This window comes from Streptomyces sp. NPDC004609, assembly GCF_042873655.1.
GTDB lineage: Bacteria > Actinomycetota > Actinomycetes > Streptomycetales > Streptomycetaceae > Streptomyces.
The window spans coordinates 111247-135915 of the sequence record NZ_JBIALS010000002.1 but is presented as its reverse complement, the minus strand read 5'-3'; the positions used below and the strand labels follow the sequence as shown (position 1 = coordinate 135915).

The following is a 24669-nucleotide window of genomic DNA, read 5'->3' as shown; positions in this document are numbered from 1 at the left end:
GGAGCAGCCATGGGACTCGGACCCGACCAGACCGTCACCGCCGGGGAATTCGTGGAGGCCATGCGCCCCATCGCCGGGGACAACGTCGACCTCGCGCAGGTCCAGGCCAACCTCGGGGCCCTCGGGCTGGCCGTCTACCGCACCCTCACCGTCAACGCGGACGCGTCGTCCGACCCGGCCTGCGACACCGCCTTCTGGCAGTGGGTCACCGAGGTGCAGACCTGGATCGACGGGGTGACCGCGGCCATCGACACCTGGGCCGCGGTCACGGCGCCCGAGGCCGCCCTGAAAGCCGCTCTCGCCGCCGTACCCGCGCCCTCCGGGGCCCCGGCCCGGCTGAATGTGCGGATCGCATGAGCGCCCGGCTGATGGGGCTGCGCTTTCCCTTCCGGATCCGGCCCGGCGGCGGGACCGAGCGGGCCGAGTACGGCGAGAAGATCGACGCCGACCTCCGCCATCTGCTGACCAGCCGCACCGGTGACCGGGTCATGATGCGCGCGTACGGCGCCGGAATCGGCCAACGGCTCCAGGAACCCAACACCGCGGCGATGCACGCTCTGTTACGCCATGACATCGAGCGGTCGCTGCGCCGCCATCTGCCCGAGGTACGGCTGACCGCCCCGCTGGAGCTGTCGCCGGCGGGCGGCGAACTGACCGTCACCATCGAGTACACCGTCGCCTCGCTGGACACCGTACGCAGGCTCACCCTTCCGCTGCGGCCACCGGAGGAGCGGCCGTGACCGGAGCGCCGATCGACTACACCAACATCGGCTTCGACGCGCTGCGGACCGCGATGCTGGAACTCGCCCGCGAACGCCTCCCGGAGTGGACCGACCAGAGCGAGAACGATCTCGGTGTGCTGCTCATCGAGCTGTTCGCCTACGCCGCCGACCTCACTCTCTACTACCAGACGCGTATCGCCGCCAACCTGCTGCCGGAGACCTCCGACGAACCCGGGGCCCTGCTCCAGCTCCTGCGGCTCATCGGTTACGAACCCCTGCCGCCGGCACCGGCCACCGTCGACCTGGAGATCGCCTTCGAGGAGAGTGTCGGCCTGCCCCTCACGGTCCCCGCCCGTACCCGCTTCACCCTCGCCGAGCCCGGCCGGACACAGCTCACGTACGAGACCCCCGCGGACGTGCAGATCAAGGCACTGCCGCCCGCGGACTCCGACGGGCTCCGGCGGTTCCACCCGCTGGTCGCCGTCGAAGGGCTCACCGTCGCCGACGAACCGGTGGGTGTCTCCGACGGCAGCGGCAACCAGGTCTACCCGCTGGAGAAGCGACCGGTGATCCAGGACTCCATCGTCGTGACGGTCAGCGAGCCCGGGGGCCCGACCCGCTGGACCGAGGTGCCCACGCTGGCCGCCAGCACCCCGGCCGACCGGCACTTCATGAGCAGACGCGACGCGTCGGGACGTGCCGTCATCCGGTTCGGCGACGGCGTCAACGGCATGGCCCCGCCGAGCGCGGACGACGTCTCACCCGTACGGATCACGGCCGGCTACCGGATCGGGGGCGGTCCGGAGGGAAACGTGGGGCCGAATCTGTCGTTCGCCCCGAGCTGGCCGACCATCAAGCAGGCGGTCAATCCGAAGGCGGCTGCGGGCGGCACCGCGGCCGAGGACCTGGACCGTGCCCGCTCGCTCGCGCCCCGGCTCTTCCGGGCGCAGGACCGGGCGGTCACACTCGACGACCACATCGATCTGGCACGGCGGGTCCCCGGGGTCGGCAAGGTCAGGGCCGTGGCGACCAGCTGGAACGACATCACCCTGTATGTGGCACCCACCGGACGTGTCGCTCAGCCGTCCGAGTTGCTGAAGCGCGATCTGCTGGCGCACTTCGAACAGCACCGGATGGCGTCGGTCAATCTCTCCCTCGTGGGCCCGTCCCCGTGCGACGTCTACCTCGGCGCGAGGATCTGGGCACAGCCCTACTTCGCCCGGTCCGCCGTCCAACGGGCCGTCGAGGACACCATCGTCTCCTATCTGGCCTTCGACAACGTCGACTTCGGCGGGCGGATCTATCTGAGCCGGGTCTACGACCTGCTGCAGGAACTGGAGCAGGTGCTGTCCCTGACCGTGTTCAAGTTCGGACGTGATCCCGTGCTGCCCGCCGACATCGTCACCAACCCCCGGGTGGAACCCTCCGGCGTGATCGTCCCGGAGCCCCATGAACTGCCCCGGGCCGGCTACCGGGAAGGCCCCCTGGGCGTGTCCGACTTCGACCTCACGGACCGGCCGGCGATCTTCACGATCATCGAGGGCGGCATTCCGTCCGACGCCGGCGGCACACCATGAGGGCCGTCAGGGCCGTCCGTGCCGTCCCGCATCTGACGGGTGGGCGGATCGACCTGTCCTGGCGCAACCCGCCGGCGGCGGAGTTCGCCGCCGGGCGGCCGTTCGCCGGGATCCGGATCGTACGCCGCGAACGCACCTTCCCCCTCGACCCGGACGACGGAGACGTCGTTTACCAGGGACCGGTGGTCTCCTCCGTCTCCGATCACGGGGCCCGGCCGCTGACCACGCACTACTACACCGTCTTCACCGTGACCTCGGGCACCCCGCCGGATGTCACCGCCGACGAGGGGGCGTGCGCCGCCGCCTTCGCCACCACCGCGGAGTACCGCCTCGGGGACGCCCTCTACCGGATGCTGCCCGCCGTACACCGTCGTCTGGATCTGCCGCTGTCCGCGGCGGACCTCGGCGGCGAGCCGTCGATCGCGTCCGCGCTCGACCGGCTGCCCGCCGGGCTCCGCGACCGCGGACAGCTGTACCGGTTTCTCTCCGTGGCCGGCTCCGCGCTCGATCTGACCCGCAGTCTCGCGGAAGGGCTCGCCCATCTGCACGACCCGGACACCGCACGTCCCGAGTTCCTCACCGCGCTCGCCCGGATGATCGGCTGGGAACTGAACCAGACCGTTCCGGTGAGTGTCCGGCGCAACGAGATCGCGGCGGCTCCCCATCTGTACCGCGGTGTCGGGACCGTGCCCAATCTGCGGGCCATCGTGAACCGCTACACCCGCTGGTATGTGCAGGTCGCCGAGATGGCCCAGTCGATCGCGCGCTCCAACTCCGCGCCCGAATACCATGTGTTCGCCGTCGCCGCCCGCCCCCAGGGATGGCGCGGCACCGACGACGCGGGACCGCTGCTGGGATTCCGGGCGGGTGCGAGCGCCGCAGGGGCCGAGGGCGTCGCCGCACAGCTGACCGGCGACACCGTCGGCCCCTTCCCGCTGCGTCCGGGGACCCACCTCACGGTCACCGCGGACGACCGCGTTCCCACCAAGGTGGTCTTCGCGCCCGACGACTTCGAGGACATCACGGCCGCGACCGCCCACGAGGTCGCCTCCGTACTCGGCCGGACCCTGTCGGAGGTGACCGCCGTCGCCCACCCGTCCGGGAAGCTGGTCCTCACCTCCAACATGGTGGGCACGCGCTCCGCCGTCCGCGTGGAGGAGTCCCGCGCCGACCTGGTGACACTGGAAGGAGCCCCCGGCGGCCGGCTGAGCGTGTTCGGCTCCGACCGGCCACGGCTGTGCTACGAGACCACAGAGGTGCCGGGCGGCCCCGGAGCCATCCGGATGAAGACCTTCCGGCAGGGGTCCTGGAGCGAGTCGAGCGCCGTGCCCACCGGTTCCGGACCGGCCGGGGATCCCGCCGGCGCGGAACTGCCCGCATCCGGCGGCACACTCTTCCTGGCGTGGGTGGACCGGCCGGGTACCGCCGACTCCCGCCTGCGGTACGCGAAGGCGGCACCCCGGCAACCGGGACCCGCGATCCTGGAGAGCGGGCATGCCGGTCACTACACCATCCGCCCCGGATCCCGTCTGGTGGTCCGGTCCGGGCGGCACCGGCAGGGGGTGCGCTTCACCGCGGACGACTTCGTCGACCCGAACAGGGCCACCGAGGCCGAGGTGAAGGCCGTGCTGTCGGCGAGGCTCACCGGGATCACGGTGACCGTCACGGCCGACGGATCCCTCCGGCTCATCACCCCGGCCGACGGCGGCGACCAGCGGCTGGAGATCGAACTGGACACCTCCGACGCGGCGGAGGCACTGGGCTTTGACCGCTCCAATGCCTCGGCCACCGGGACGTGGGGCGACGACCCCGAGTGGTCGGCCTCCCGGGATGTGACCGCCGCCGCCCCGGGACGGGTGGCGGAGCCCTTCGCAGTGGCGGACGGCCCCGGGCACGTACGGCTGTTCTGGTCGGCGCACGACGAAGGCCGCTGGAGGACCGTGACCGCCCGGTGGGACGGCACCGCCTGGAGCGCCCCGTACGTCTTCCCGAGCGACGGCGGCGGCGACCGGGAACCGTCCGCGGTCGTCGTCCCCGGCGCCACCGGCGACCAGCTGTGGCTGTTCTGGTCCAGGCGCCAGGGGACCGGCACCATCGACAACGTATGGACGCTCATGTACCGGGTGCTGGACCCGGGCACGGGCGACTGGGGTCCGGAGCAATACGTGACCATGGCCCTGGACGCTCCGGACAGCTCGGCCGACCGTGAGCCGATGCCGGTCCTGCTGCCCGGCGGAGACCTGCGGGTGTACTTCAGCTCCGACCGCCCCGGTGGTTCGGGCGTGTGGTTCATCGACATCTCGCCGGGCGGGACGGCCGGGGCACCCGCGACCCCGGTGCTCTCCGGGCCCGCCCGGGACCGGACCCCCGTCCCGTTCAGAGTGCCCGGGAAGCAGGCCGACTGGCTGCTGTTCCGCAGCGACCGGGGCGTCGCGCTGTCCGGCCTGGCCACCCGCCCGCTGCCTCCCGCGGACAACCGGGTGACCTCCCGGCCGGCCCCCGCGAACGCGATGACCGCCCCCCTCGCCGGCGTACGGGCACCCGACACAGGCACCCTGCGGCGGTACGCCGGCAGCACCACCGTCGTCCGGGCCGCCGCGGACCGCAACGGACGGCGCAGACAGTGGGACGACATGCTCGCCTACACCCCGTGCAAACCGCGCGGCGCGCAGTTCGGCGAGTACCTGGACAACGCGGACCTCTACACCCGGGGCACCCTTGCCCTCTTCCTCAGCCCCCTGGTGCCGGACGACCCGCTGTCGGGACAACTGGAGGAGCAACTCCGGCCCCTGCTGGAGAAGTTCCTGCCGATCGGTACCCGCGCCGTGCTGGTCTTCACCCCCCGGCCGAGGATCGAGTACGTCTACCCGCCGGGCCGCGACATCAAAGAGAAGTACGACGACGACTACCCCTACGTCGAGTTCGTCCCCGCCCCCGGCGAGACCACCGAGGCGGCCCTGCCCGACTGGGTGACGCTGCTCGCCACCAAGGCCGGACACACGTCGGTACGACCGGACGACCTCACCACCTTCCGGCGGCGGACCTGGTACCCGCCGCCCAGCTGACCGGAGGAAACGGGCATGACCACGAGCGGAAGATCCCCCACCGAAACACTCACCGGCGAGTACCGGGACGTACTCCTCGATCCCTCCGGGCGCGTCACCTGGGACAGCGGTGTGCGCCGCAACACGATCGTCGCGGACTGCAAGCGACTGCTGTGCGGATTCGTCCAGGGCAGTACCACCACCCACGGCATCACCGGACTGCAGGTCGGCCAGGGCCACGACACCTGGGACCGCCCACCCGGACCACCCCCCGCCCTGCCGACCGACACCCGCCTCGCCGACCCGAAACCCTTCACCGTCGCCGCCGGCTCGCTGCAGATCGACTACGTCATCGGCCCCAACGTCGTCGCCACACCCTCGAACCAGCTCCAGATCGTGGCCACTCTGGGGCCCAATGAACCGCCCTGGCCGGACAACGACCACCCCAACCGCACACTGCGCGAATTCGGTCTCGCCGGCACCCTCGGCACGGACACCGTGCTGATCGACTACGTGACCCATCCGGCGATTCCCCGCGACCCCGAGAGCACCTTGAAACGCACCATCAGGCTCGTCTTCTGAAACCCCCAGGGAGACCACCATGGCCGTGATCTCGGCCGACACCTTCGACCCGATGCGCCGCTTCGTCCGGGTCAGGCTGCAACAGGGCGTCCCGATCGTGGACGCGGACGTCAACGAACGCGAGGACATCCAGAAATTCGAAATGCGGGCGTTCCTCAAGTGGTTCGTGGGCGACGGAGTACCGGAGGGCAACGACGGCTTCCGGATCGTCGGCACCGGTCAGCCGAACGACTTCGAGATCCGGTCCGGGGTGAACGGAGCGGCCGACCCGCTGCACCAGATCGGCCGGTATCTGGCCGAGGGTCTCGATGTGATGATCGAGGCGGACAAGCTCTACACGGCGCAGGACCTTCACGAGGACAAGGGCGCCTCGGCGAAAGCGCTGGCGGCTGCCTGGGACGTGCCGGTCATCCCGAAACTGGAATCGGTCGCCGGGCCTGTGATCCTGGTCTTCCTCGACGTGTGGGAGCGCCTGGTCACTCCGGACGAGGATCCCCGCCTCATCTTCGCCGGGCTGGGCACCGAGAGCTGCGCCCGGCACAAGCGCGAGTGGGCCGTCCGGGCCCGGACCGGCACGGACCTGCCCAAGAAGGGGGACCTCGACTTCAAGGGCAAGCACGCGTACACCCCGCTGGCTCTCGTCGAACGGCGCGCGAACGATCCGCAGGTCCGGCCGACCGACGTCACCGACCAGCGCCAGCAGCGGCTGCTCGTCCCCCCGGCGAGCCTGATCCAGGATGTGCTGGGCACCAGTCCGGCCGACTACCGCCGGGGGGAAGGCAGACCACCGGTCAGTCTGCGGAATGCGATCAACGCCCTGCTGCGGGGGGAACTGCCCAGCACACCGGACGCCCCCGTCTCCGCCTCCAACCTCTCCCAGGTCATGAACCGCGCGTTTGTCATCGAGCCGAACGGCGGGCTGGTCGCCTCCTGGTACGGCGAGGAAGCGGGCGGTGTGGAGCAGGTCTTCGTCGCCCGTCTCGATCTGGCCGGGATCCAGGCAGGGTTCGTCGGCCCGTCCCACCCCCTGCAACAGGTGACCTCGGGCGGGACCCATGTGGATCCGCACCTGGTGGCGCTGCCGGGCGGGGAACTGCTGATCGCCTACCGGTCGGGGCTGGTGGGTTCGGCCTCCGTCACCATGAAGCAGGCGCCACTGGGCCAGCTGAGCGCCACGGCGGAGATCCCCGTGGCGGACACGTCCGGTGTCGACGAGACCCTGCCTTTCGTGACGCTGACCGGTGAGGTGGCGACGGTCTTCTTCCACCACTCGGCGACGAACCGCTGGCACTACCGCCGCTGGCGCCACACCAACAGAACCTGGGTCGACGCCGCGGGCGCGGTCAAGCTGTCGGACTCTCCCGCCGCCGCCGGCCGCGGGTTCCATGCCGCCGTCGACCCGGGGAACAAGATCTGGACGGGCTTCGCGATCAGTGACGGTGTCCAGGCCATGCGCTTCAACCCGGACACCGGAGTGTCGGACCACGAACACGAGTTCCCCGCCACCGGCGCCGACGACCCGTTCATGCTGGCCACCAGGGAAGGAGACGCCTGGCTGTTCTGGGTGGACAACGGCGGGAATCTGCACGCGGTCAGATTCCACGGCACCGACTGGGAGGAGGAGAACATCGTCGTGCTCGCCGACTCCGCAGGAGCCAAGGTGCGCAGTCCCTGCGCCGTGGAGGACCCGGACGGCGGGGTCTGGCTGTTCTGGAGCCGGGGGCAGGTCGGCGAGGGCGACCTCTTCGTGATGCGGCGCGATCCGGTCAGCGGCGGCTGGGGCGGTGTCCGGCAGCTCACCACCACCCCGGGCGACGACGTCGCCCCGTTCACGCTGATCGCCCCGGACAACACCATCTGGATCTTCTGGACCAGTGTCCGGTCCGGCACCCCCAACGTCTACTACAAGCGGCTCGTCACGGCCGTGTAGCGAGGCTGTGGGAGATCGCCGGGAGAGAAAGGAGAAGAACGATGGCCGTGCCGAGCATCAGCCCCGCCACCACCGGATCGCCGGTCTACACCGTCCACGACTCGAAGGGTCTGGTCGCCGATCTCCGCCTGGACATGAGCACCGCGGTGGTCTCCGCCTTCACGGTACGCCTCCCGGCCACCGCGGACGCGCGGGTGACCCTGATCCAGGGCGCCACGTCGCTCCCGCTGCTGCCCGGGCCGATCGGGGACAACACGACGTTCCCCGGCCGCCGGGTCCATGCCGAAGCGGTGGCGGACGGCACGGACACCGTGCTGGGGGTCGAGCTGAGGGCCACCGCGGCCGCGGCCGCGAGGGAGGTGTGGTCCGTCCGGGCCCAAGCGGACACCCCTCAGCCGATGTGGCAGTTCACCCAGCCGGACAACGACCCCGGCGATCTCACGGTCACCCGGCTCATGTGTGACCCGGTGGCCGGCTTCACCGCCAGCGCCCCGACGCTCGTGGGCGGAGCGGTGAGTGAGGGTGACGGGGTGACCCTGGCCGCCGACCTCGCGACGGGCACCGCGGCCCGGCCCACCGTCGTCGGCGGTCCCGCACCCGCACCCGCGTACCGGTGGAGCGCCACCGGGGAGGTGCCGATCCCCGGATTCCCCTCGTGCTCGGCCGCGCCCCAGGCCGTGTTCCCCACGCCGTACGTGAACGTCCCGAGAAGCATCGAGATCACCGAGGAGGTGTGGTTCGAGACCGGCTGCGCGGGCCCGGCCGGAATGCTCCACACCACCTCCGCCCCCCTGCCGCTGATCATCCGCCCCCGGCCGCAGCATCTCGCCCTGGTCCTCGACCGCTCGGGCAGCATGAGCGGCGACCGCTGGGACCACGCCAGGACCGCCGCCCAGATCCTCGGCAACCTCTATACGGCCGTACGCCGGGGCGCCTGTCCCGACGACCGGATCGAACAGCTGGTGTTCGAGGACACCTCCGCCACCTGGCACCCGGTGGCCGATCCACTGATCCAGCCCGTCCTCGCGGCCTCCGACATCGGTTCCGCCGAGGCGTCGATCTGCCAGGTGAACTTCGGGTCCGCCGGGTCGTGTACGCCCATCGGCGACGGACTGGTCCGGGGCATCGACGACCTGGCCCTGATGCCGGGCCAGGCCGATGCCCGGTACACCGTCGTCCTGCTCACGGACGGATACGAGAACAGCGGCTCCGTACGGGTGTCGCCCAGCACCCCGCTGCCCGCCGGGGTGTCCGGGATCCAGCTGTTCTCGGTCGCCCGGCAGACCGGTGCGGCACGCCAGCGGGTGAACCAGCGGCTGTCGCTCTACACGATCGGACTGGGGGCGACCGTCCAGGAGGATGTTCTCGACGCGCTGGCCACCCAGTCGAAGGGGGTGTACCGGAAGGTCTCGACCGGGCCGGAGGTCCTGGACGCCCTGGCGCAGACGGTCTCCTTCTCCCAGGGCGCCGAGCGCGTACCGACCGCACCCGGCGCCGGGCCGGAGGAGCGCCTCGTCACACTCGAACCGCGTGTGGGCCGGCTCGCGGTCGCCGTGCTGTGGTCGGACCCCCAGGACACCGTCGAACTCGCCTGGCGCGATCCGGGCTCCGGCGGCGCGTTCACCACCGTCGCCATGGACGTCAAGCGGTGTCCGACCCACGGCTTCACCACGGCCGACCTCGCCGCGCTGTTCGGCGGCGAGGACTCCGTACCCGCCACCGAGTGGCGGATCAGGCATCTGGACGTCAATGGTGACCCCTTGCCCCTGCCCGCCACCGACCTCCTGGTCTTCGTCGACCTGCCCGTCGCCGTCGACGTCGTATTCGACCGGGAGACGTACGGCACCGGGGACCCGATGGTCATCACCGCTCGTGTCGCGGCGGCCGACGGGCCCGTCACCTCGGCGAGCGTCACCGCCGAACTGGCCCGCCCGGGAGAGTCACTGGGCACCTTCCTGTCCGTCAACGGGAGCGAGTACCAGCCCTCGCAGCCGAGCGGTACCGATCCGCACGCCCCCAAGGCACAGATGCTGACGGACCTGCTGAGACGGTACGGGTGGGAGGACGGACTGCCCGTCGTCGAACCGGGCTCGATCTTCGAGGACGGTACGAACGAACTGTTCGACGACGGAGCGCACCACGACGGCGAGGCGGGCGACGGCAGCTTCGCCAACCGATATACGGAGCTGGACAAGGAAGGCACCTACACCTGGCGTGTGGTCGTCTGGGGCGAGACCCCCGACGGCAGCGCCTTCTCCCGGGTGCTGACCGTCTCCAGATGGGTCGGCGTCACGCCCGACCCGGACCACTGCGAGGTGCGCGTGGACGAGGTCACCTCCGGGCAGGGCCCGCGTACCCGGATCACGGTCTGGCCCAGGGACCGCAACGGTGAATTCCTCGGCCCCTTCCGGCCGACGGACGTGATCTTCAGATCCAGCAACTGCCCCTTCCAGCAGACGACAGAGAACGACGGGGAACCCGACCCGCACGGAGTCCGCTATCCGTGCCGGGACGGCGGTACCGTCCTCAGCCGCTACGACGGCGGGTACAGCCGAGTCCTGGACTGCGAGAAGGGGACGCCCAACACCGTGTCCATCACGGTCAGGGGAGTGGAACTGCCGCCGGTCGACACCGGACACCGGAGCGAGTCGAGGAGCAGCGCATGACACGGATGGCACGGCTGATCAGTTCGCACAGAGTCCCCGACCGAGGCGTGGGCAACGTCTCCTGGAGTCCGGACAGCCGGTGGGTCGCGACCTACTTCGGCGATCGCTCCGTACGGGTCTTCAACGGCCGTACGGGCGAGGAGCGCTGCCGGTACACCAGTGACGAGACCCCGAACCTCCTCGCCTTCAGCCCGGACGGTCAGTGGGTGGCGGCCGGATACGACGAGCGGAGAGCCGTGGTCATCAACGCGGCTACCGGCGCCGAACGCTGCCGCATGGTGCAGGGGCCCATGAGCAGCGGCGACGTCGATGTGAGGGTGTTCCATCTGGCGTGGAGCTCGGACAGCACCCGCCTGGCGACCGCCTCGGACGATGCCGCCCTGGTGTTCAACGCCGCCACCGGCGCACTGCTGCTGCCGCTGCCCGCCGAACGGCTGCCCTGGTATCCGGTGCGCCGGGTGGCGTGGAGCCCGGATTCCGGGTCGGGCAGACTGGCGGTCGGTATCGGCACGAACTACGGGACCGTCAACTACGGCGACCTGAGGGTGTTCGACTCCGGGACGGGCACTCAGCTGTGCCGCGCCGCGCAGACGGGCTTCGTGAACGCCGTGGCGTGGAGCAGGGACGGGCTCTGGCTCGCGACCGCGTGCAGCGACGGAAGCGTCGCCGTGCTGGACGCGGGCAACGGAGCGCTGCGGACACAGCTGGTCTCGGCCGCCGACGCCACGGAACAGGCACAGACGGTCCAGTTCACCCGGGACGGTGTCTGGGCGGTGACGGGCTCCCGGGACTACACCGTCCGGGTGATCAACACGACCACCGGGGTGGAACGATGCCGGGTGACACACGGGTTCGAGGTGTACCACGTCTCGTTGAGCCCGGACGACCGCAGAATCGCCACCTCGTCCTCGGGCATCATCGCGTCCCCTCCGCCGGGCGCGGAGCCCGGCGGGGTCGTGTTCGACGCGGAGAACGGCAACAAGCTCTGTCTGCTGGGCAATACCTCGTCGGTGGCGTTCAGCCCGGACGGCAAGCTGGTCGCCACCTCCCTCGGCTACGACGGGGCCGCCCGGGTGTACGACCCCGACGTGGACCAGGAACGGAGTCGGCTCGTGCACGGCGGCCCGGTGAACGCCGTCGCCTTCAGCCTGGACGGACAGCGGGTGGCGACCGCCAGCACGGACGGGACGGCCCGTGTCTTCGACGCCGACAGCGCGGTCGAGGACCACCGTCATACGCACGACAGCCCCGTGCTCGCCGTGGCCTATTCCCGGCAGGGCGCCCTGGCCAGTGGCGACAGAAACGGCCTCGTCCTGCTCCACGGACCCGAGGACGGCGCGCAGGAGAAACAACTGCGCCACGACGGCCCTGTCTCGGCCGTCGCGTTCAGCGCGGACGGGCTGTCGCTGGCGACCGGCAGCGCCGACGGCACGGCCCGGGTGTTCAAGGTCGCGACGGGCGGACAGCGCTTCCGACTGGTCCACAACGGTGAGGTGGCGTCGGTCGCCCACTCCGCGGACAGCAAGCGGCTGGCCACCGGTTGCGCGGACGGCACTGCCCGGATCTTCGACGCCCAGACCGGCGCCGAACTCGTGGAGCTGGCCCACGAGGGACCGGTGCGGGCGGTCGTCTTCAGCCCCGACGGAGCGCTCCTGGCGACCGCGAGCGCCGACGGCACGGCCCGGGTCTTCACCACGGCAACCGGTGGCGAGCGATTCCGGCTCAGCCATGGGGGAGCGGTACGGGCCGTCGCGTTCACCCATGACCGACTGCTGGCGACGGGCAGCGAGGACGGTACGGCGCGCCTGTTCGACATGGACGACGGCTCCGAGCTCCTCCAGCTCGAACACGACGGTGCGGTGCGGGCGGTCGCCTTCAGCCCGGACGGGGCGTGGCTGGCGACGGCGAGCGCGGAAGGCGTGGCCCGGATCCACGACACGCTCACCGGTGCCGAGGGGCTGGTGCTCGCACACGGCGGGCCGGTGGGAGCCGTGGTGTTCAGCTCCGACGGAAAGTGGATCGCCACCGGCTGCGACGACGGCATCGCCCGCGTCCTGGCCGCCGTGCCGGGTTCATGACGGCAGCGTTCGTACGGCGCGGGCGGGGACCCACAGCAGCGGACCCCGCTCCCCGCCCCAGCCTGATCCGGACGAAAGCCCCAGCCGGCCAGGAGGTGCGTGAAGGCTGCTGATCAGTACCCCGGCGCCGGGCTGTCGGGCCCCATCTCTTCGTACGGGGGAGGTTCCTCGGGAAGGCTCGCGGCCCGCCGGCCGAGCTCGGCGGGCTTGCCGTGGACCTCCGGATGGAGATAGCGGCCCTTCTCCTCGGATGTCTTCCCCCGGTCCCCGGCGAGCCGGTGGACGCGGGACCAGGCATCGTGCCGTACGCCGGTGATCTGCCAGCACACCTCCAGCTCCGGGGGGCCACCGGCGATCACGAAGTACTTGTCGGCGAGGGGACGGCTCACATGCAGATCGGGGGCGGGCCCACCGACGGCCGTGAGCTGGTAGCGGAAGTCCTCGTTGAGCTCTTCGAACCACTCGGGCAGTTCGACCACGGCCCGGCCCTCATCGTCGAGACTCGCCGTGCCGTCATAGATGTTCTTGCGCTCCGACGACTCCACGACGGAGTGTTCGAGGCACCGGCCCTCGGGGTCGAGGGGATGGTCGATCGTGAATCCGGCGCCGCCGTACATGAGCCTTTCGCCCACATAGACATCGCCGAAGAGTTCCGCCGCGAGAGCACCACCCTCGGCAACGACCCCGCGAGCCCCACGGCCGAAAACTCCGATTCCCGGGGTGCACTGACCCCACACACCGGTGTGCTGGTCGCTGAAGCCCATGACTCCAGGGGCGATCCCGCCCAAAGCCTGCATGGCTTGATAGCCGTTGCCGCCCTGGGCGATCATGCCGATGTAGTTCACGCTCACCGCGTTCACGGCCACGGCGTTCCGGCTGATGCCCTCCACGCCGGGGCTGTATCCGGTGGCTTCGCCCTTGACGGCGGCGGTGAAGTTGTCCCCGCCTGTTGTGGCCAGGACCCCGAAGCTCCGACCGCTGGACGCTCTGACCCCGGGTCCACTGAAACTGGACCCGTTGACCCCGGGTCCGCTGGAACAGTTGCCGGCGACTCCGGCGAAGTCGCCGCTGCCTTGTCCGAGTATGCCGGCGCTTCCGCTGCTGGTTCCGCTGATGCCCGGGCCGTTGGTGCCCGTGCCGAGGACGCCGGGGTTGGTTGAGCCGCCTGTGGCGGTGATGCCGGGGCCTTGGGTGCTGGTGGCTTTGATGCCGGGTCCGGTGGTGCCGGTGCCGGTGATTCCGGGGTTGTTGCCGTTGCCTTGTCCGAGTATTCCGGTGTTTCCGGTGCTGGTTCCGGTGACGCCCGGTCCGTTGGTGGCGGTGCCGGAGACACCGGGGGAGCTGCCGCCGCCTGTGGCGGTGATGCCGGGGCCCTGGGTGCTGGTGGTGGTGATGCCGGGGGCGTTGGTGGCGTCGGCCTTGATGGCGGGGCTGGTGTTGGCGGTGGTGGCCCACAGCCCGCTGCTCTGGCTGCTGGTGGCTCTGACGCCCGGGCCTGAGCTGCTGGTTCCGGTGATGCCCGGGCCCGATGTGCTGGAACCGGAGATACCTGGTCCGTTGGTGCCGCTGCCGAGGATGCCGGGGTTGGTGCCGCCGCCTGTGCCGGTGACGCCGGGCCCGCCGGTGCTGGTGCCGCTGACACCGGCCGCGCTGGTGCTGGTTCCGGTGATGCCGGGCCCGCCTGTGCCGGTGCCGAGGACGCCGGAATAGACGCTGCTGGCTCTGGCCCAGACGCCGTCCCCGCCGGTGCTGGTGGCTTTGATGGCGGGTGAGTCGGTGGCTTCGGCTTTGACGGCCGGGCTGGAGTTGGTGGTGGTGGCCCAGAGTCCGGTGCCTTGGGCGCTGGTTGCTTTGATGCCGGGTCCGTTGGTTCCGGTGCCCTGGATGCCGGGGTTGGTGCCGCCGCCTGTGCCGGTGACGCCGGGCCCGCCGGTGCTGGTGCCGCTGACGCCTGGTCCGTTGGTTCCGGTGCCGAGGACGCCGGGGTTGCTGCCGCCGCCTTGTCCCAGCACGCCCGCGTTCCCGCTGCTTGTGCCCATCACCCCCGGGCCCTGATCGCCCGTTCCCGCCACACCGGCCTTGTCGCCCCCGCCGAACCCGGCGACACCCACGTCGCCGCCGCTCGTCCCCGTCACCCCCGGCCCCTGTGTGCCCGCTCCCACCACGCCCGGACGCGTGCCGCCGCTCCTGCCGGTCACCCCCGTACCGAGCTTGCTGGTCCCCAGCAACCCCGTCCCGGTCTCCGCGTCGGCCCTGCCGAACACACCGACGCCCTGGAACTGGTGGTTGAGCCCCAGGACCCCCGGGGCTCCGGCGGTCACCGTTCCCGCGGCGTTCGTTCCGGCCAGGCTGGAGCTGCCGATGACTCCGCTGCCCCGTGAACTGTCGCCCCAGACACCGAACTTGATCTCGGGAACTTCCTGGCCCGGGTTGTATCCGCTGGAACCGTCCTGCGACTGCGGCGGCTTGACTACCATGGCTCGCTCCCATCCTGTTGGGCGCTCATGGATGAATCCGGCGTGGCTCGACCCCCACCACGTCGTGGCCGCCCGGGCGGGCACGACAGCGAGGGGAGCGATGTCGAGGTCCTGTCGATCGGCCGGCTCGGCCGGACCGGACAGGATGCGCTCCTTCTGTGATGGTAAGCCGATGGGGTGAATCGGGCACGCCGGTACGACGGGACCCGTCCGTCCGGGGCGGGCACGACGGCCGGGAAGCCGGCCGGCGTGCGGGGCGGTACCGGGGAGGGCAGAGTGAGGAGAAGCGGGGTATGTCCCGCGGCCCGGCGGACGAGGCCGCGGCCCGGTACAACCGGGCACGTGGTCGGCGCAGGGGCGCGTGAGGCCACGCGCCCGTGCCGTGCCGCCGCCGGAACCGCCCGGCCCGCGGGTGGTGGCCGTATCCCGGTCATCAGGGTCAGAAGGTGAGTTTCCAGCTGTTGATGTAGGCCCCGGGGTTGGGGAACGTACCGGCACGGATGGGCCCCGTAGGCGGCGTCGACGAGCGGACCGCCGCGCCCCGATCCGGCTGCCGACGGCACGATCCGTCAGGAGCTGGGACGGCCGCGATGCGTGCGGGAGGAGTGCGCACCGCGGCGGCCGGGAGACAGTTGCTGCGTGAGCCGGTGTCCGACGGAGGAATTGGCCGACTCCCGGTGGTGTTCGCGCTGGTGGCGGGCCGTCCGGTGGCGTCACTGACCGGGTGGCGGTGCTCGGGGTGCCGCTCAGCCACGTGATGAGTGCCCCGGTGATCCAGGTGCCCGGCGCGGTCACGATGACGGCGGCACCCACGGGCTCAGCGGTCGACCACCCAGGCCGCATCGGAGGGCGGGGCGCCCGTGGTGAGGACGCCCGCGACGATCCGGAACGCCTCCTCGATCGGCACGGTGTCATGGTCCGGATACTCGTCGTCCTGCCCGTTGGCCAGGACGAAGCCGTCGCTCCAGCCGTCGGCGCCCGGATCCACGGCATGCTCGCCGGGATCGCCCACGCCGTCGAGCAGCATCACCATCGCACGCTCGGTGTTGGTCACGAAGGCGAGCAGCCTCCCGCGCGAACTGGTCAGCCATGTCTCCAGCGCGCCCTCGGCCATCCTCGTCCGGAGGGTCTCCAGCGCCACCTCGCACGACACCGGTGCGGCGCCGTCCTTGAACACCCACGATTCACTCACGCGCACGAGGATCTCACTCTCGTGTCCGGCAGACGGATCGCGGGCAACGGTAGAAGGGCAAGGGGCCGTGTATCCCGGCCCAGCCCGGGGGCAGCTCCGGTGGGAGCAACACACCCACCGCCGTTCCCGGGTGATCCGGCGCGGGGTCACACGCCCCGTGACTCTGCACGGTGCACAGTCGTGCGTGTGTTCTGTTCAGGCCCTCCGCTCCATGGCAGACTGCTTCTCGACAAGCCGCCGCGGAAGGGACGTCACGAGCCGTGAGTGAGCCGCGATCCGCTCCCACGGTTCTGCAGCTGGTGCTGGCCAGGCGGCTTCAGAAGCTGCGCAAGGCCGCGGGGATGACGGCGCAGGACGTCGGACGGCGGTTGCGTCTGGCCCATACGACGGTGACGCGGATCGAGCGCGCCGAAGTCGCGCTGAAGTACGTGACGGTGTCGGCGCTGCTGGAGGTCTACGGCGTCGACGGCGCCGAGAAGCAGGACTTCCTCGATCTGAGCGAAAAGGCGAACATCTCCGGCTGGTGGCAGGACTACCGCGACGTGCTGCCGGACATCTTCAGCCTGTACGTCAGCCTGGAGGCCTCGGCCGCCCAGATCCGTACCTATGAACCGCACTTCGTCCCGGGACTTCTCCAGACCGAGGACTACGCCCGCTCCGTCCTGCGGCTCGGCTTCCCCCGCGTCGAGCGGGAGGAACTGGACCGGCGCACCGCCCTCCGCCTGGAACGGCAGCTCGTTCTCACCCGGCAGGACGCGCCACGGCTGTGGGTCGTCATGGACGAGACCGTGCTGCGCAGGCCCGTCGGCGGCCCCGAGGTGATGCGGGCCCAGATCGACCGGCTCATGGAAGCCTGCGATCTGCCGAACGTCGCCCTGCAGATCGCGGAGTTCCGCGGAGGAGCCCACCCCGGCGCCTACGGCCCCTTCGCCCTCTTCCGGTTCGACGGCATCGACTTTCCCGATGTCCTCTACTGCGAGAGCCTGACCCGCTCGGCCTACATCGAAGGACCGGACGAGATCAGCGTCTACCGGGAGGTCCTCGACCAGATGATCGTCAGGGCGACATCGCCGCGGAAGACCCGGGCCGTCCTGTCGGCCATCCGCGAGGAGACGTGACGACCGGGCGTCCGACGGGCTCCGAGCGACGGGATTCCTGAGGCTCACCCACGGAAGAATGCGCTTTTGTCTCCCCCTCCCAGGGCCGAGGATGGCTGTGCAACCGGCCACGGGGAGGAACCATGTCAAGCGCCATCACTCCGGACCTGCTGCCCCTCACCGCCCAGGACGGTCCCCAGGGGCTGGCCGTCGGCGGGATTCCGCTCGTCGAGCTGGGGCGCAGGTTCGGAACACCGCTGTTCGTCTACGACGAGGAGCATCTGCGCCGGCGGTGCCGGGAGGCCGTCGCCGCCTTCGGCGCGGACAGCGTCGCCTACGCCTCCAAGGCGTTCCTGTGCACGGCGATGGCCCGGCTCGCCCACGAGGAAGGACTGCTGCTGGACGTCGCGTCCGGCGGGGAGCTGCGGGTGGCGCTGCGGGCGGGGGTACCGGGCGGGCGGATCGTGCTGCACGGCAACAACAAGGACGACGCCGAGCTCCGGACGGCGGTCGCCGCGGGCGTCCGGCACGTCGTGGTCGACAGCTTCGACGAGATGGACAGGATCGAGCGGCTGCACGCGGCGGAAGGGCTGCCCCCGGTGCCGGTGAAGCTGCGGGTGGCGCCCGGTGTCGCCGCCGGGGCGCACCAGGCCATCCGTACCGGGGGCAGCGACTCCAAGTTCGGCTTCGGGCTCGCCGGCGGTGTCGCCGCGGCGGCCGTCCGGCGGGCGGGGGAGTCCCGGGCCATGGTCCTGGAGGGGGTCCACGCCCATGTGGGTTCCCAGGTGCTGGACGCGGCCGAGCTCGCCGAGGGCGCGGGCGCCGTCGCCCGGTTCGCCGTCGAGAGCGGGGTGCGCGGGCTCACCGTGGGAGGCGGGCTCGGCGTCGCGTACGAGGCGGGGCAGTCCGTCCCGTCGATGGCCGACTGGGCCGCCCGGGTGCGCACGGCCGCGCGCGGCGCGGGCTGGACCGGCGAACTGACCGTCGAGCCCGGCCGTTCGATCGTGGCCCGCGCCGGTATGACCCTCTACCGGGTCGGTACGATCAAGCGGATCGAGGGCGTACGGACGTATGTCAGCGTCGACGGCGGGATGAGCGACAATCTGCGCCCCGCCCTGTACGCCAGCCGCTACGAGGCCTTCCTGCCGCGCGATCCCCGCGCGCCCCGCCCGCTGCGCGCCCGGGTGGTGGGCAAGCACTGCGAGAGCGGCGACGTGATCATCGACGACGCCGCCCTGCCCGCGGATCTGCGGGTGTCCGATCTGCTCGCGACCCCGGTCACCGGTGCCTACGGCTACGCCATGGCCTCCAACTACAACAAGCTGCCGCGACCCGCCGTGGTCTTCGTGCGCGACGGCGACGCCCGTGTCGTCGTACGCCGCGAGAACGAGGAGGACCTGCTGCGGCTGGATGTCACCGAACCGGCGGACCCGGGCCCCGGGGCGGCCCGGGCCGACTCCGCCGACCTGGTGGCGGCCCGGCAGCCCGCCACCGCCTAACCTGGCGCGATGCTGAACAGTGCGCGTCTGCTCGTCCTGCTGGAGATCGCCCGCAAGGGCACCATCGTGGCGGCGGCCCAAGCGCTGCATCTGAGCCCCTCGGCGATCTCCCACCAGCTCGCGCGGCTGGAGCAGGAGGTCGGGGTGGCGCTGGTGGAGCGGGCCCCGCAGAGTCTGCGGCTGACGGCCGCGGGGCGGCGGCTGGCCGAGCACGCCCAGGCCGTGGCCGATCTGATGGCCGTGGCGGAGGACGACCTGCGCGGGCACTCGGCCGGCGAGGCCGGGGTGCTGCGGCTCGGGTTCTTCGCGTCGTCGGGTCTGGAGCTGCTGCCCCGGGCCCTCGCCGCGTTCGCCGCGACCCGGCCCCATGTGGAGCTGGAGCTGATCCTGGGGCAGCCGCACGAACTGGTGCCCGATCTGGAGGCGGGACGGCTGGACGCCGTGGTCGTGTTCGAGCATCCGCTGGATCCGTGGTGCCGCCAGGCGACCGTGGACGTCGAGATGTTCTTCGACGAGCCGCAGCTGATCGTGGTGCCGCTGCGGCACCGGCTCGGCCGCCGCAGTGTGGTCCGGCTGGCCGCGCTGGAGGGCGAGAGCTGGATCGGCACCCGCGGCAGCCACACCGGCGAACCGGTGCTGGAACGCGCCTGCGCGGCCGAGGGATTCCTGCCGCGCGTCCGCTGCCGCAGCGACCACTACCAGGTCACCATCAACCTCGCCCGCGCGGGCATGGGTATCGCCCTGGTGCCCGCACTGGGCCTCGGTGACACCGCGGGTGTGCACGTCTGCCGTCTCGACCACCCCCAGCTGCACCGGCGGATCGGCGTCGCGACCCGTCCCACGAACGAGAACCCCCTGCTGCGGGCCTTTCTGACGGACTTGCGGGCGGCGGCCGAGGAGGTCGGGGCGCTGCTGGGGACCCAGTGGGCGTGACGGCGCCGGGCGTGCGGCCCCCGCCGCATACGCCGACCCCCGCCGTACGCGCCGGTCCGCGCACCGGATTGACGGGCCCGGCACACCGCAGGTCCGGTCCGCCTCCGCCCTGCCCGCCGCCGCCCGCTGCCGGGCAGGCGCCCGGGCGAAGCGGACCGCCCCCGTTGATCCATGAGCCCGTGTGCGGCCGACCGGTGGCTGGCCACCGCACCGGGAGCCGCCCCCGGGAGCCGGACGGAGACCGGTGAGCGGGCCGTGCGGGCACCCGCGCGATGAGGGCCGCCCGGCCGCGGCCCGTGTCCACCACCCCGCCCGGTGCGGCCGGGCGCCGTCGTCAGTGAGTCCGGTCGGCCCTCCGGGGGTGCGGCCGCGCCCCTTCGCGGCGGCCGGCTGTTCCGGACCCCGGGGCCGGTGGCACCGTATGCCTCCGGCGGACCGGCCGGCTCCCGCCGCCGCGGACACCGTGAGCCGGTCCGTCCCCCCATGGGGCACGAACCGGCTCACCTCGGGTCCGACCGTGGCTCAGCCCGGCCCCGGGCGGGCGGCGTAGTCCGCCAGGGTGCGGCCGACGTCCCGGATCGCGTGCACCGCGGCCCGTTCCGTACTGCTGCCCAGGGCCGTGTCCCAGTGCGCCACCACCGCGTACGCGAGCCGGCGCTCCCCGATGACGACCCCCGCGTCGGCACGGACCCCCGAGTCGGTGCCGGTCTTGTTGGCCACGAGCAGACCGCCGGGCAGGGGAGCGGGGAAGCAGGTCGCATACGGGTCGTGGGGCACCAGCGCGGGGACCAGACCGTGATCCGTGTTCGACCGCATCCAGCGCAGCAGCCGTGCGGACGCCTCCGGTGAGGTCATCGTGCCCCGTACGGCATGGGCCACCAGCCCCGCCAGCGCGCGGGCGGTGCCCGTCGCGAACACGGGCGGGACGTCCGGCCCCCTGGTGTCGCGGACGTAGTCGTGGAGGGTCAGCCCGCCGAGACCGAGGCTCTCCTCCAGCCGGGCCGGCGCGTCCAGGCCCACCAGCCGGAGCAGCGCGTTGGTCGCGGTGTTGTCGCTGACGGCCGCCGTGAGCCAGCACAGGTCCTCGACCGTCCAGCCGCGCCGGCTCAGCCGGCCCAGCAGGCCCGTGCCGCCCGCCGTGTCGGCGGAGCCGACCGTGACGGGCTGGTCGGGGCGCAGCTCTCCGGTGTCCAGACGACGGGAGACCTCCGCGAGCAGCAGGAGCTTGGAGGCGGAGGCGACCGGGAGTACGGCCGTGTCGTCGACGCCGACGCTCGCCCCGCCGTCCACATCGACGGCGGAGACGGCGAGGACCAGCGGCAGCGCGGCCGAACGCCGTGCCGCGGCCGCCACCCGGGCCAGCGTCATCGCACCCTCACCACCACTCCCGCGCGCTCCTCGGTCGGGCGGCCGGCCCGTACCGCGATCCGCCCGGCCACCACGACCGTACCGATGCCCTCCGGGGCGAGCAGCGGACGGTCGAAGGTGGCGGTGTCGCGCACCGCGTCCGGATCGAGGACGACCAGGTCCGCGTGCGCCCCGTCGTGAACCGTCCCGCGCCCGGTGAGAGCGAACCGCCGGGCGGGCAGACCGGTCATCTTGTGCACGGCGCTCTCCAGGCTCAGCAGCCCCTCGTCGCGCCCGTAGTGCCCGAGCACCCGGGCGAAGCTGCCCGCCCAGCGCGGATGCGGACGGCCCGGCTTGGGCACGCCGTCCGAACCGATCATCGCGAGGGGGCTGGTGAGCACCCGGCGGACGTCGTCCTCGCGCATGGAGTGGCTGATGATGGTCACCTCGCCGCCTTCCGCGAGCAGCAGGTCGCACACGTAGTCGACCGGGTCGGCGCCCGCCGCCGCGGCCAGATCCGCGATCCGGTGCCCCTCGGCCCCCGGGTGGGTGGGGGCGGCGGCGACGGCGATGAGGTCCCAGCCGCCGTTGCCGACGGTGTTCTCCCAGCCCTCGACGCCTTGTGCGATGGAGGTACGGATGCGGTCGCGCACCTCCGGCAGACGCAGCCGCGCCAGCAGGGCGCCGACGCCGCCCTCGTTCGCCCAGGGGGGCAGCAGGGCGTGCAGGACGGTGCTGCCCGCGGTGTAGGGGTAGACGTCGCAGAGCACGTCCACGCCCTCGGCCCGGGCGCGCTCCAGCCGGGGCAGCGTGCGCAGGGTGGCGCCCCAGGCGTGGCGCCCGGCGGTCTTGTGGTGGGAGACCTGGAGCGGGGCGCCGGAGCGCCGGGCTATCTCCAGGGCCTCCTCCAGCGCGGACTCCACCTGGGACATCTCGTCGCGCAGATGGGTCACATACGGTTTGCCGTGCCGGGCCGCGACCTCGGCGAGGGCGACGATCTCCTCGGTGCCTGCGTAGCCGCCCGGCGGGTAGATCAGCCCGGTCGACAGTCCGGCCGCGCCCCGGGTGAGGGCCCGGTCCAGCAGCGCGCACATCGCGCCCAGTTCGTCCGCCGTCGGCGGGCGGTCCTCGAAGCCCATCACCCCGGCGCGGAGGGTCCCGTGGCCGACGAGCGAGGCGATGTGGGTACGGCGCAGCGCCGGGTCCTGTCCCGCGGCGAAGGCGTCGAAGTCCTCGGCGGGCCTGATGGGTCCGAGGCCGAACGTCACCCGCAGGTGCTCGGCGAGCCCGGGCAGCCGCTCCGGCAGCGCGGGGAAGAGGCTGGTGCCGCAGTTGCCGCTGATCTCGGTGGTGACGCCCTGGAGCAGCGGCGCGAGGCGCAGCTCCTCGACCTCCGCGTGTGCCGCGCCGTCCTGCCGGGGTACGGCGAGCGCGTCGGAGTGGGTGTGCACATCGATGAAGCCGGGCGTGACGATCTGCCCGGTCGCGTCCACGACCTCGGCCGCCTCGTACCGCCCGCCCGGAGGCAGGACGGTGACACGGCCGCCGGCGACGGCGATGTCGGCCTCGCGGCGCGGCGCGCCGGTTCCGTCGACGAGGGTGCCGCCGCGCAGAAGGAGATCGCAGGTCCGCCGTGTTCCGGAGCGGGGTGCCCGGTCCGCCGCGGCGTCGGGGGTCGCCCGTGGAGCCTCGGGTCCGCCGGCCGCCGGGCCGGGGGCGGGACGGCCCATCACAGCACCGTCGACAGAAAGGCCCGCGTGCGCTCGTGCCGCGGATCGGAGAACACCCGGTCGGGGCGGCCCTCCTCGACGGCGGCCCCCTGGTCCATGAAGAGGACACGGTCGCCGACCTCGCGGGCGAACCCCATCTCGTGGGTGACCACGATCATCGTCATGCCGCTGCGCGCGAGATCGCGCATGACACCGAGGACCTCGCCGACGAGCTCGGGGTCGAGCGCCGACGTCGGCTCGTCGAAGAGCATGAGGGTCGGTTCCATCGCCAGGGCGCGGGCGATCGCCACCCGTTGCTGCTGGCCGCCGGAGAGCTGGGCCGGATAGTGGTCCGAGCGGTCTCCCAGCCCGACGCGGTCGAGGAGTTCACGGGCCTGCCGCTCGGCCCGGGCGCGCGGGCGGCCCTTGACCACGAGCGGGCCCTCCATCACGTTCTGGACCGCGGTCCGGTGCGGGAACAGATGGAAGCGCTGGAAGACCATGCCGATCCGCTCCCGCTGTTTGCGGATGTCGCGCGGGCGGCGCTCGCGCAGGACGGTCCCCGACGAGCCGTGCTGCTCGTAGCCGACGAGTTCGCCGTCGATCCAGATACGGCCGGCGTCGATCTTCTCCAGGTGGTTGAAGCAGCGCAGCAGCGTGGACTTGCCGGAGCCGGACGGGCCGATGACGCAGAGCACCTCGCCGGTCGCGACCTCCAGGTCGATGCCCTTGAGCACCTCGGTCTCGCCGAACCGCTTCCGGACCCCGCGGGCCCTGAGGACGATGTCGTTCACGCTGCGGCTCCCTTGCCGGTGCGGCCGGGTACGAGGTTGGCCAGCATCCGCCGCCGCAGCGGCGAGGCGCCGGGGCTGTAGTGGCGTTCGATGAAGTGCTGCGCGACGCTGGCGACCGTGGTGAGCACGAGATACCAGATCGACGCCACCATCAGAAGTGCGATGACCTCGAAGTTGGCGAGGTACAGATGCTGGGAGACGGTCATCAGATCGGCTCCGGCGATGACCGACACCAGGGAGGTCGTCTTGAGCATGGAGATGAACTGGTTGCCGAACGGCGGGATGATCACGCGCATCGCCTGGGGGAGGACGACACGGGTGAGGATCCGCCGGTTCGACATGCCGATGGACGCGCCCGCCTCGCGCTGCCCGGGATCCACGCTCTGGATGCCGGCGCGCACGATCTCGGCCATGTAGGCGCCCTCGTTGATCGACAGCCCGAGGAGGGCCGCGACGAAGCTGGTGATCACCGCGTTGGTCTGCCACTCGACGAGCTTGGGCCCGTCGAAGGGGAGACCGATGCTGATCACCGGGAACAGCAGCGCCAGGTTGAACCAGAAGATGAGCTGGACCAGCAGGGGAGTGCCCCGGAAGAACCACGTGTAGGCGCTGGCGATCAGGCGCAGTACAGGGCTCTCGGACAGCTGCATCACCGCCACCAGCACGCCGATGGCGATGCCGACGGCCATCGAGATCAGGGTGAGCTGGACCGTCACCCACAGACCCCCGAGGATCACGCCGTCGAACTGGTAGTCGGCGATGACGTCCCAGTGGAGGTTGGGGTTCACGATGACGGTGTACGCGAGCCACACCGCGACGAACAGGGCGGCGGCGACGGCGAGCCAGCGCCCGGGCCGGGGACGGCCGGTCACCTTGAGGGTGAGTCCGTCGTCCCCTGCGGGCGCCGTGGCCTTCTCCTTCGGGATCCCGGTGGCCGCCGCGGCCCCGGCCGTGGCGGGCCCGCCGGGCGGTACGGCACCGCTCTCTGGTGAATCGTTTTTGCTGAGGCGGGTCATATCGGT

17 protein-coding genes are annotated in these 24669 nt (G+C 71.8%); 11 read left to right on the top strand and 6 right to left on the bottom strand.

The genetic code is table 11. From position 1 onward, the window contains the following. Positions 1-9 precede the first annotated feature (9 nt). From ACFYT4_RS02420 to ACFYT4_RS02385, 8 genes are read left to right on the top strand one after another with little or no spacing between them, the layout of a single operon-like run. Positions 10-357 (top strand): hypothetical protein, encoded by a 348-nt coding sequence (locus ACFYT4_RS02420; RefSeq protein ID WP_389264455.1) that lies wholly within the window; start codon positions 10-12, stop codon positions 355-357. Continuing rightward, a complete protein-coding gene (locus tag ACFYT4_RS02415; RefSeq protein ID WP_389264453.1) occupies positions 354-740 on the top strand; it encodes a GPW/gp25 family protein in 387 nt (128 codons plus the stop codon). The genes ACFYT4_RS02420 and ACFYT4_RS02415 overlap by 4 nt, the downstream gene beginning before the upstream one ends. Continuing rightward, a complete protein-coding gene (locus tag ACFYT4_RS02410; RefSeq protein WP_389264451.1) occupies positions 737-2299 on the top strand; it encodes a baseplate J/gp47 family protein in 1563 nt (520 codons plus the stop codon). Before ACFYT4_RS02415 ends, ACFYT4_RS02410 begins: the two co-directional genes overlap by 4 nt. Next, positions 2296-5364 carry a hypothetical protein gene (locus ACFYT4_RS02405; RefSeq protein WP_389264449.1) on the top strand — a complete coding sequence of 1023 codons (3069 nt, stop codon included), beginning with the start codon at positions 2296-2298 and terminating at the stop codon, positions 5362-5364. The genes ACFYT4_RS02410 and ACFYT4_RS02405 overlap by 4 nt, the downstream gene beginning before the upstream one ends. A 15-nt stretch (positions 5365-5379) precedes the next feature. After that, a complete protein-coding gene (locus tag ACFYT4_RS02400) occupies positions 5380-5925 on the top strand; it encodes a hypothetical protein (protein WP_389264447.1) in 546 nt (181 codons plus the stop codon). 19 nt (positions 5926-5944) lie between these two features. Further along, positions 5945-7855, top strand: coding sequence for a DUF6519 domain-containing protein (locus tag ACFYT4_RS02395; protein WP_389264445.1), 1911 nt, complete (start codon positions 5945-5947; stop codon positions 7853-7855). A 41-nt stretch (positions 7856-7896) separates the two neighbouring features. Further along, entirely contained in the window at positions 7897-10521 is a 2625-nt protein-coding gene (locus tag ACFYT4_RS02390) for a choice-of-anchor X domain-containing protein (RefSeq protein ID WP_389264444.1), read from the top strand. Next, a complete protein-coding gene (locus tag ACFYT4_RS02385) occupies positions 10518-12599 on the top strand; it encodes a WD40 repeat domain-containing protein (RefSeq protein WP_389264442.1) in 2082 nt (693 codons plus the stop codon). The genes ACFYT4_RS02390 and ACFYT4_RS02385 overlap by 4 nt, the downstream gene beginning before the upstream one ends. Positions 12600-12712: 113 nt before the next feature. Here the strand turns inward: ACFYT4_RS02385 and ACFYT4_RS02380 are convergent, their stop codons facing one another. Both ACFYT4_RS02380 and ACFYT4_RS02375 read right to left on the bottom strand, forming a co-directional pair. After that, complete coding sequence (locus ACFYT4_RS02380; protein ID WP_389264440.1) at positions 12713-15076, bottom strand: beta strand repeat-containing protein; 2364 nt, start codon at positions 15074-15076, stop codon at positions 12713-12715. A gap of 817 nt (positions 15077-15893) precedes the next feature. Next, a complete protein-coding gene (locus ACFYT4_RS02375) occupies positions 15894-16268 on the bottom strand; it encodes a hypothetical protein (RefSeq protein ID WP_389264438.1) in 375 nt (124 codons plus the stop codon). Positions 16269-16528: 260 nt separating this feature from the next. Here ACFYT4_RS02375 and ACFYT4_RS02370 point away from each other — a divergent pair, with 260 nt between their 5' ends. The 3 genes from ACFYT4_RS02370 to ACFYT4_RS02360 all read left to right on the top strand — a co-directional run bounded on the left by ACFYT4_RS02370 (position 16529) and on the right by ACFYT4_RS02360 (position 19797). After that, the gene (locus ACFYT4_RS02370) at positions 16529-17386 is read left to right on the top strand and encodes a helix-turn-helix domain-containing protein (RefSeq protein ID WP_389264436.1); all 858 of its coding nucleotides are present in this window, start codon (positions 16529-16531) and stop codon (positions 17384-17386) included. Positions 17387-17508: 122 nt separating this feature from the next. Beyond that, positions 17509-18864 carry a diaminopimelate decarboxylase gene (gene lysA / locus ACFYT4_RS02365; RefSeq protein ID WP_389264434.1) on the top strand — a complete coding sequence of 452 codons (1356 nt, stop codon included), beginning with the start codon at positions 17509-17511 and terminating at the stop codon, positions 18862-18864. A 9-nt stretch (positions 18865-18873) separates the two neighbouring features. Further along, a complete protein-coding gene (locus ACFYT4_RS02360) occupies positions 18874-19797 on the top strand; it encodes a LysR family transcriptional regulator (RefSeq protein WP_389264432.1) in 924 nt (307 codons plus the stop codon). A 522-nt stretch (positions 19798-20319) separates the two neighbouring features. Here ACFYT4_RS02360 and ACFYT4_RS02355 read toward each other — a convergent pair. The 4 genes from ACFYT4_RS02355 to ACFYT4_RS02340 are packed head-to-tail and all read right to left on the bottom strand — an operon-like array spanning position 20320 to position 24663. After that, a complete protein-coding gene (locus ACFYT4_RS02355; protein ID WP_389264431.1) occupies positions 20320-21165 on the bottom strand; it encodes a serine hydrolase in 846 nt (281 codons plus the stop codon). Continuing rightward, entirely contained in the window at positions 21162-22874 is a 1713-nt protein-coding gene (locus ACFYT4_RS02350; protein WP_389264429.1) for an amidohydrolase family protein, read from the bottom strand. Before ACFYT4_RS02350 ends, ACFYT4_RS02355 begins: the two co-directional genes overlap by 4 nt. Further along, positions 22874-23647, bottom strand: coding sequence for an amino acid ABC transporter ATP-binding protein (locus ACFYT4_RS02345; protein ID WP_389264427.1), 774 nt, complete (start codon positions 23645-23647; stop codon positions 22874-22876). The genes ACFYT4_RS02350 and ACFYT4_RS02345 overlap by 1 nt, the downstream gene beginning before the upstream one ends. Next, on the bottom strand, positions 23644-24663 hold the full coding sequence (locus ACFYT4_RS02340; RefSeq protein WP_389264425.1) for an amino acid ABC transporter permease: 1020 nt from the start codon (positions 24661-24663) through the stop codon (positions 23644-23646). The genes ACFYT4_RS02345 and ACFYT4_RS02340 overlap by 4 nt, the downstream gene beginning before the upstream one ends. Positions 24664-24669 lie beyond the last annotated feature (6 nt).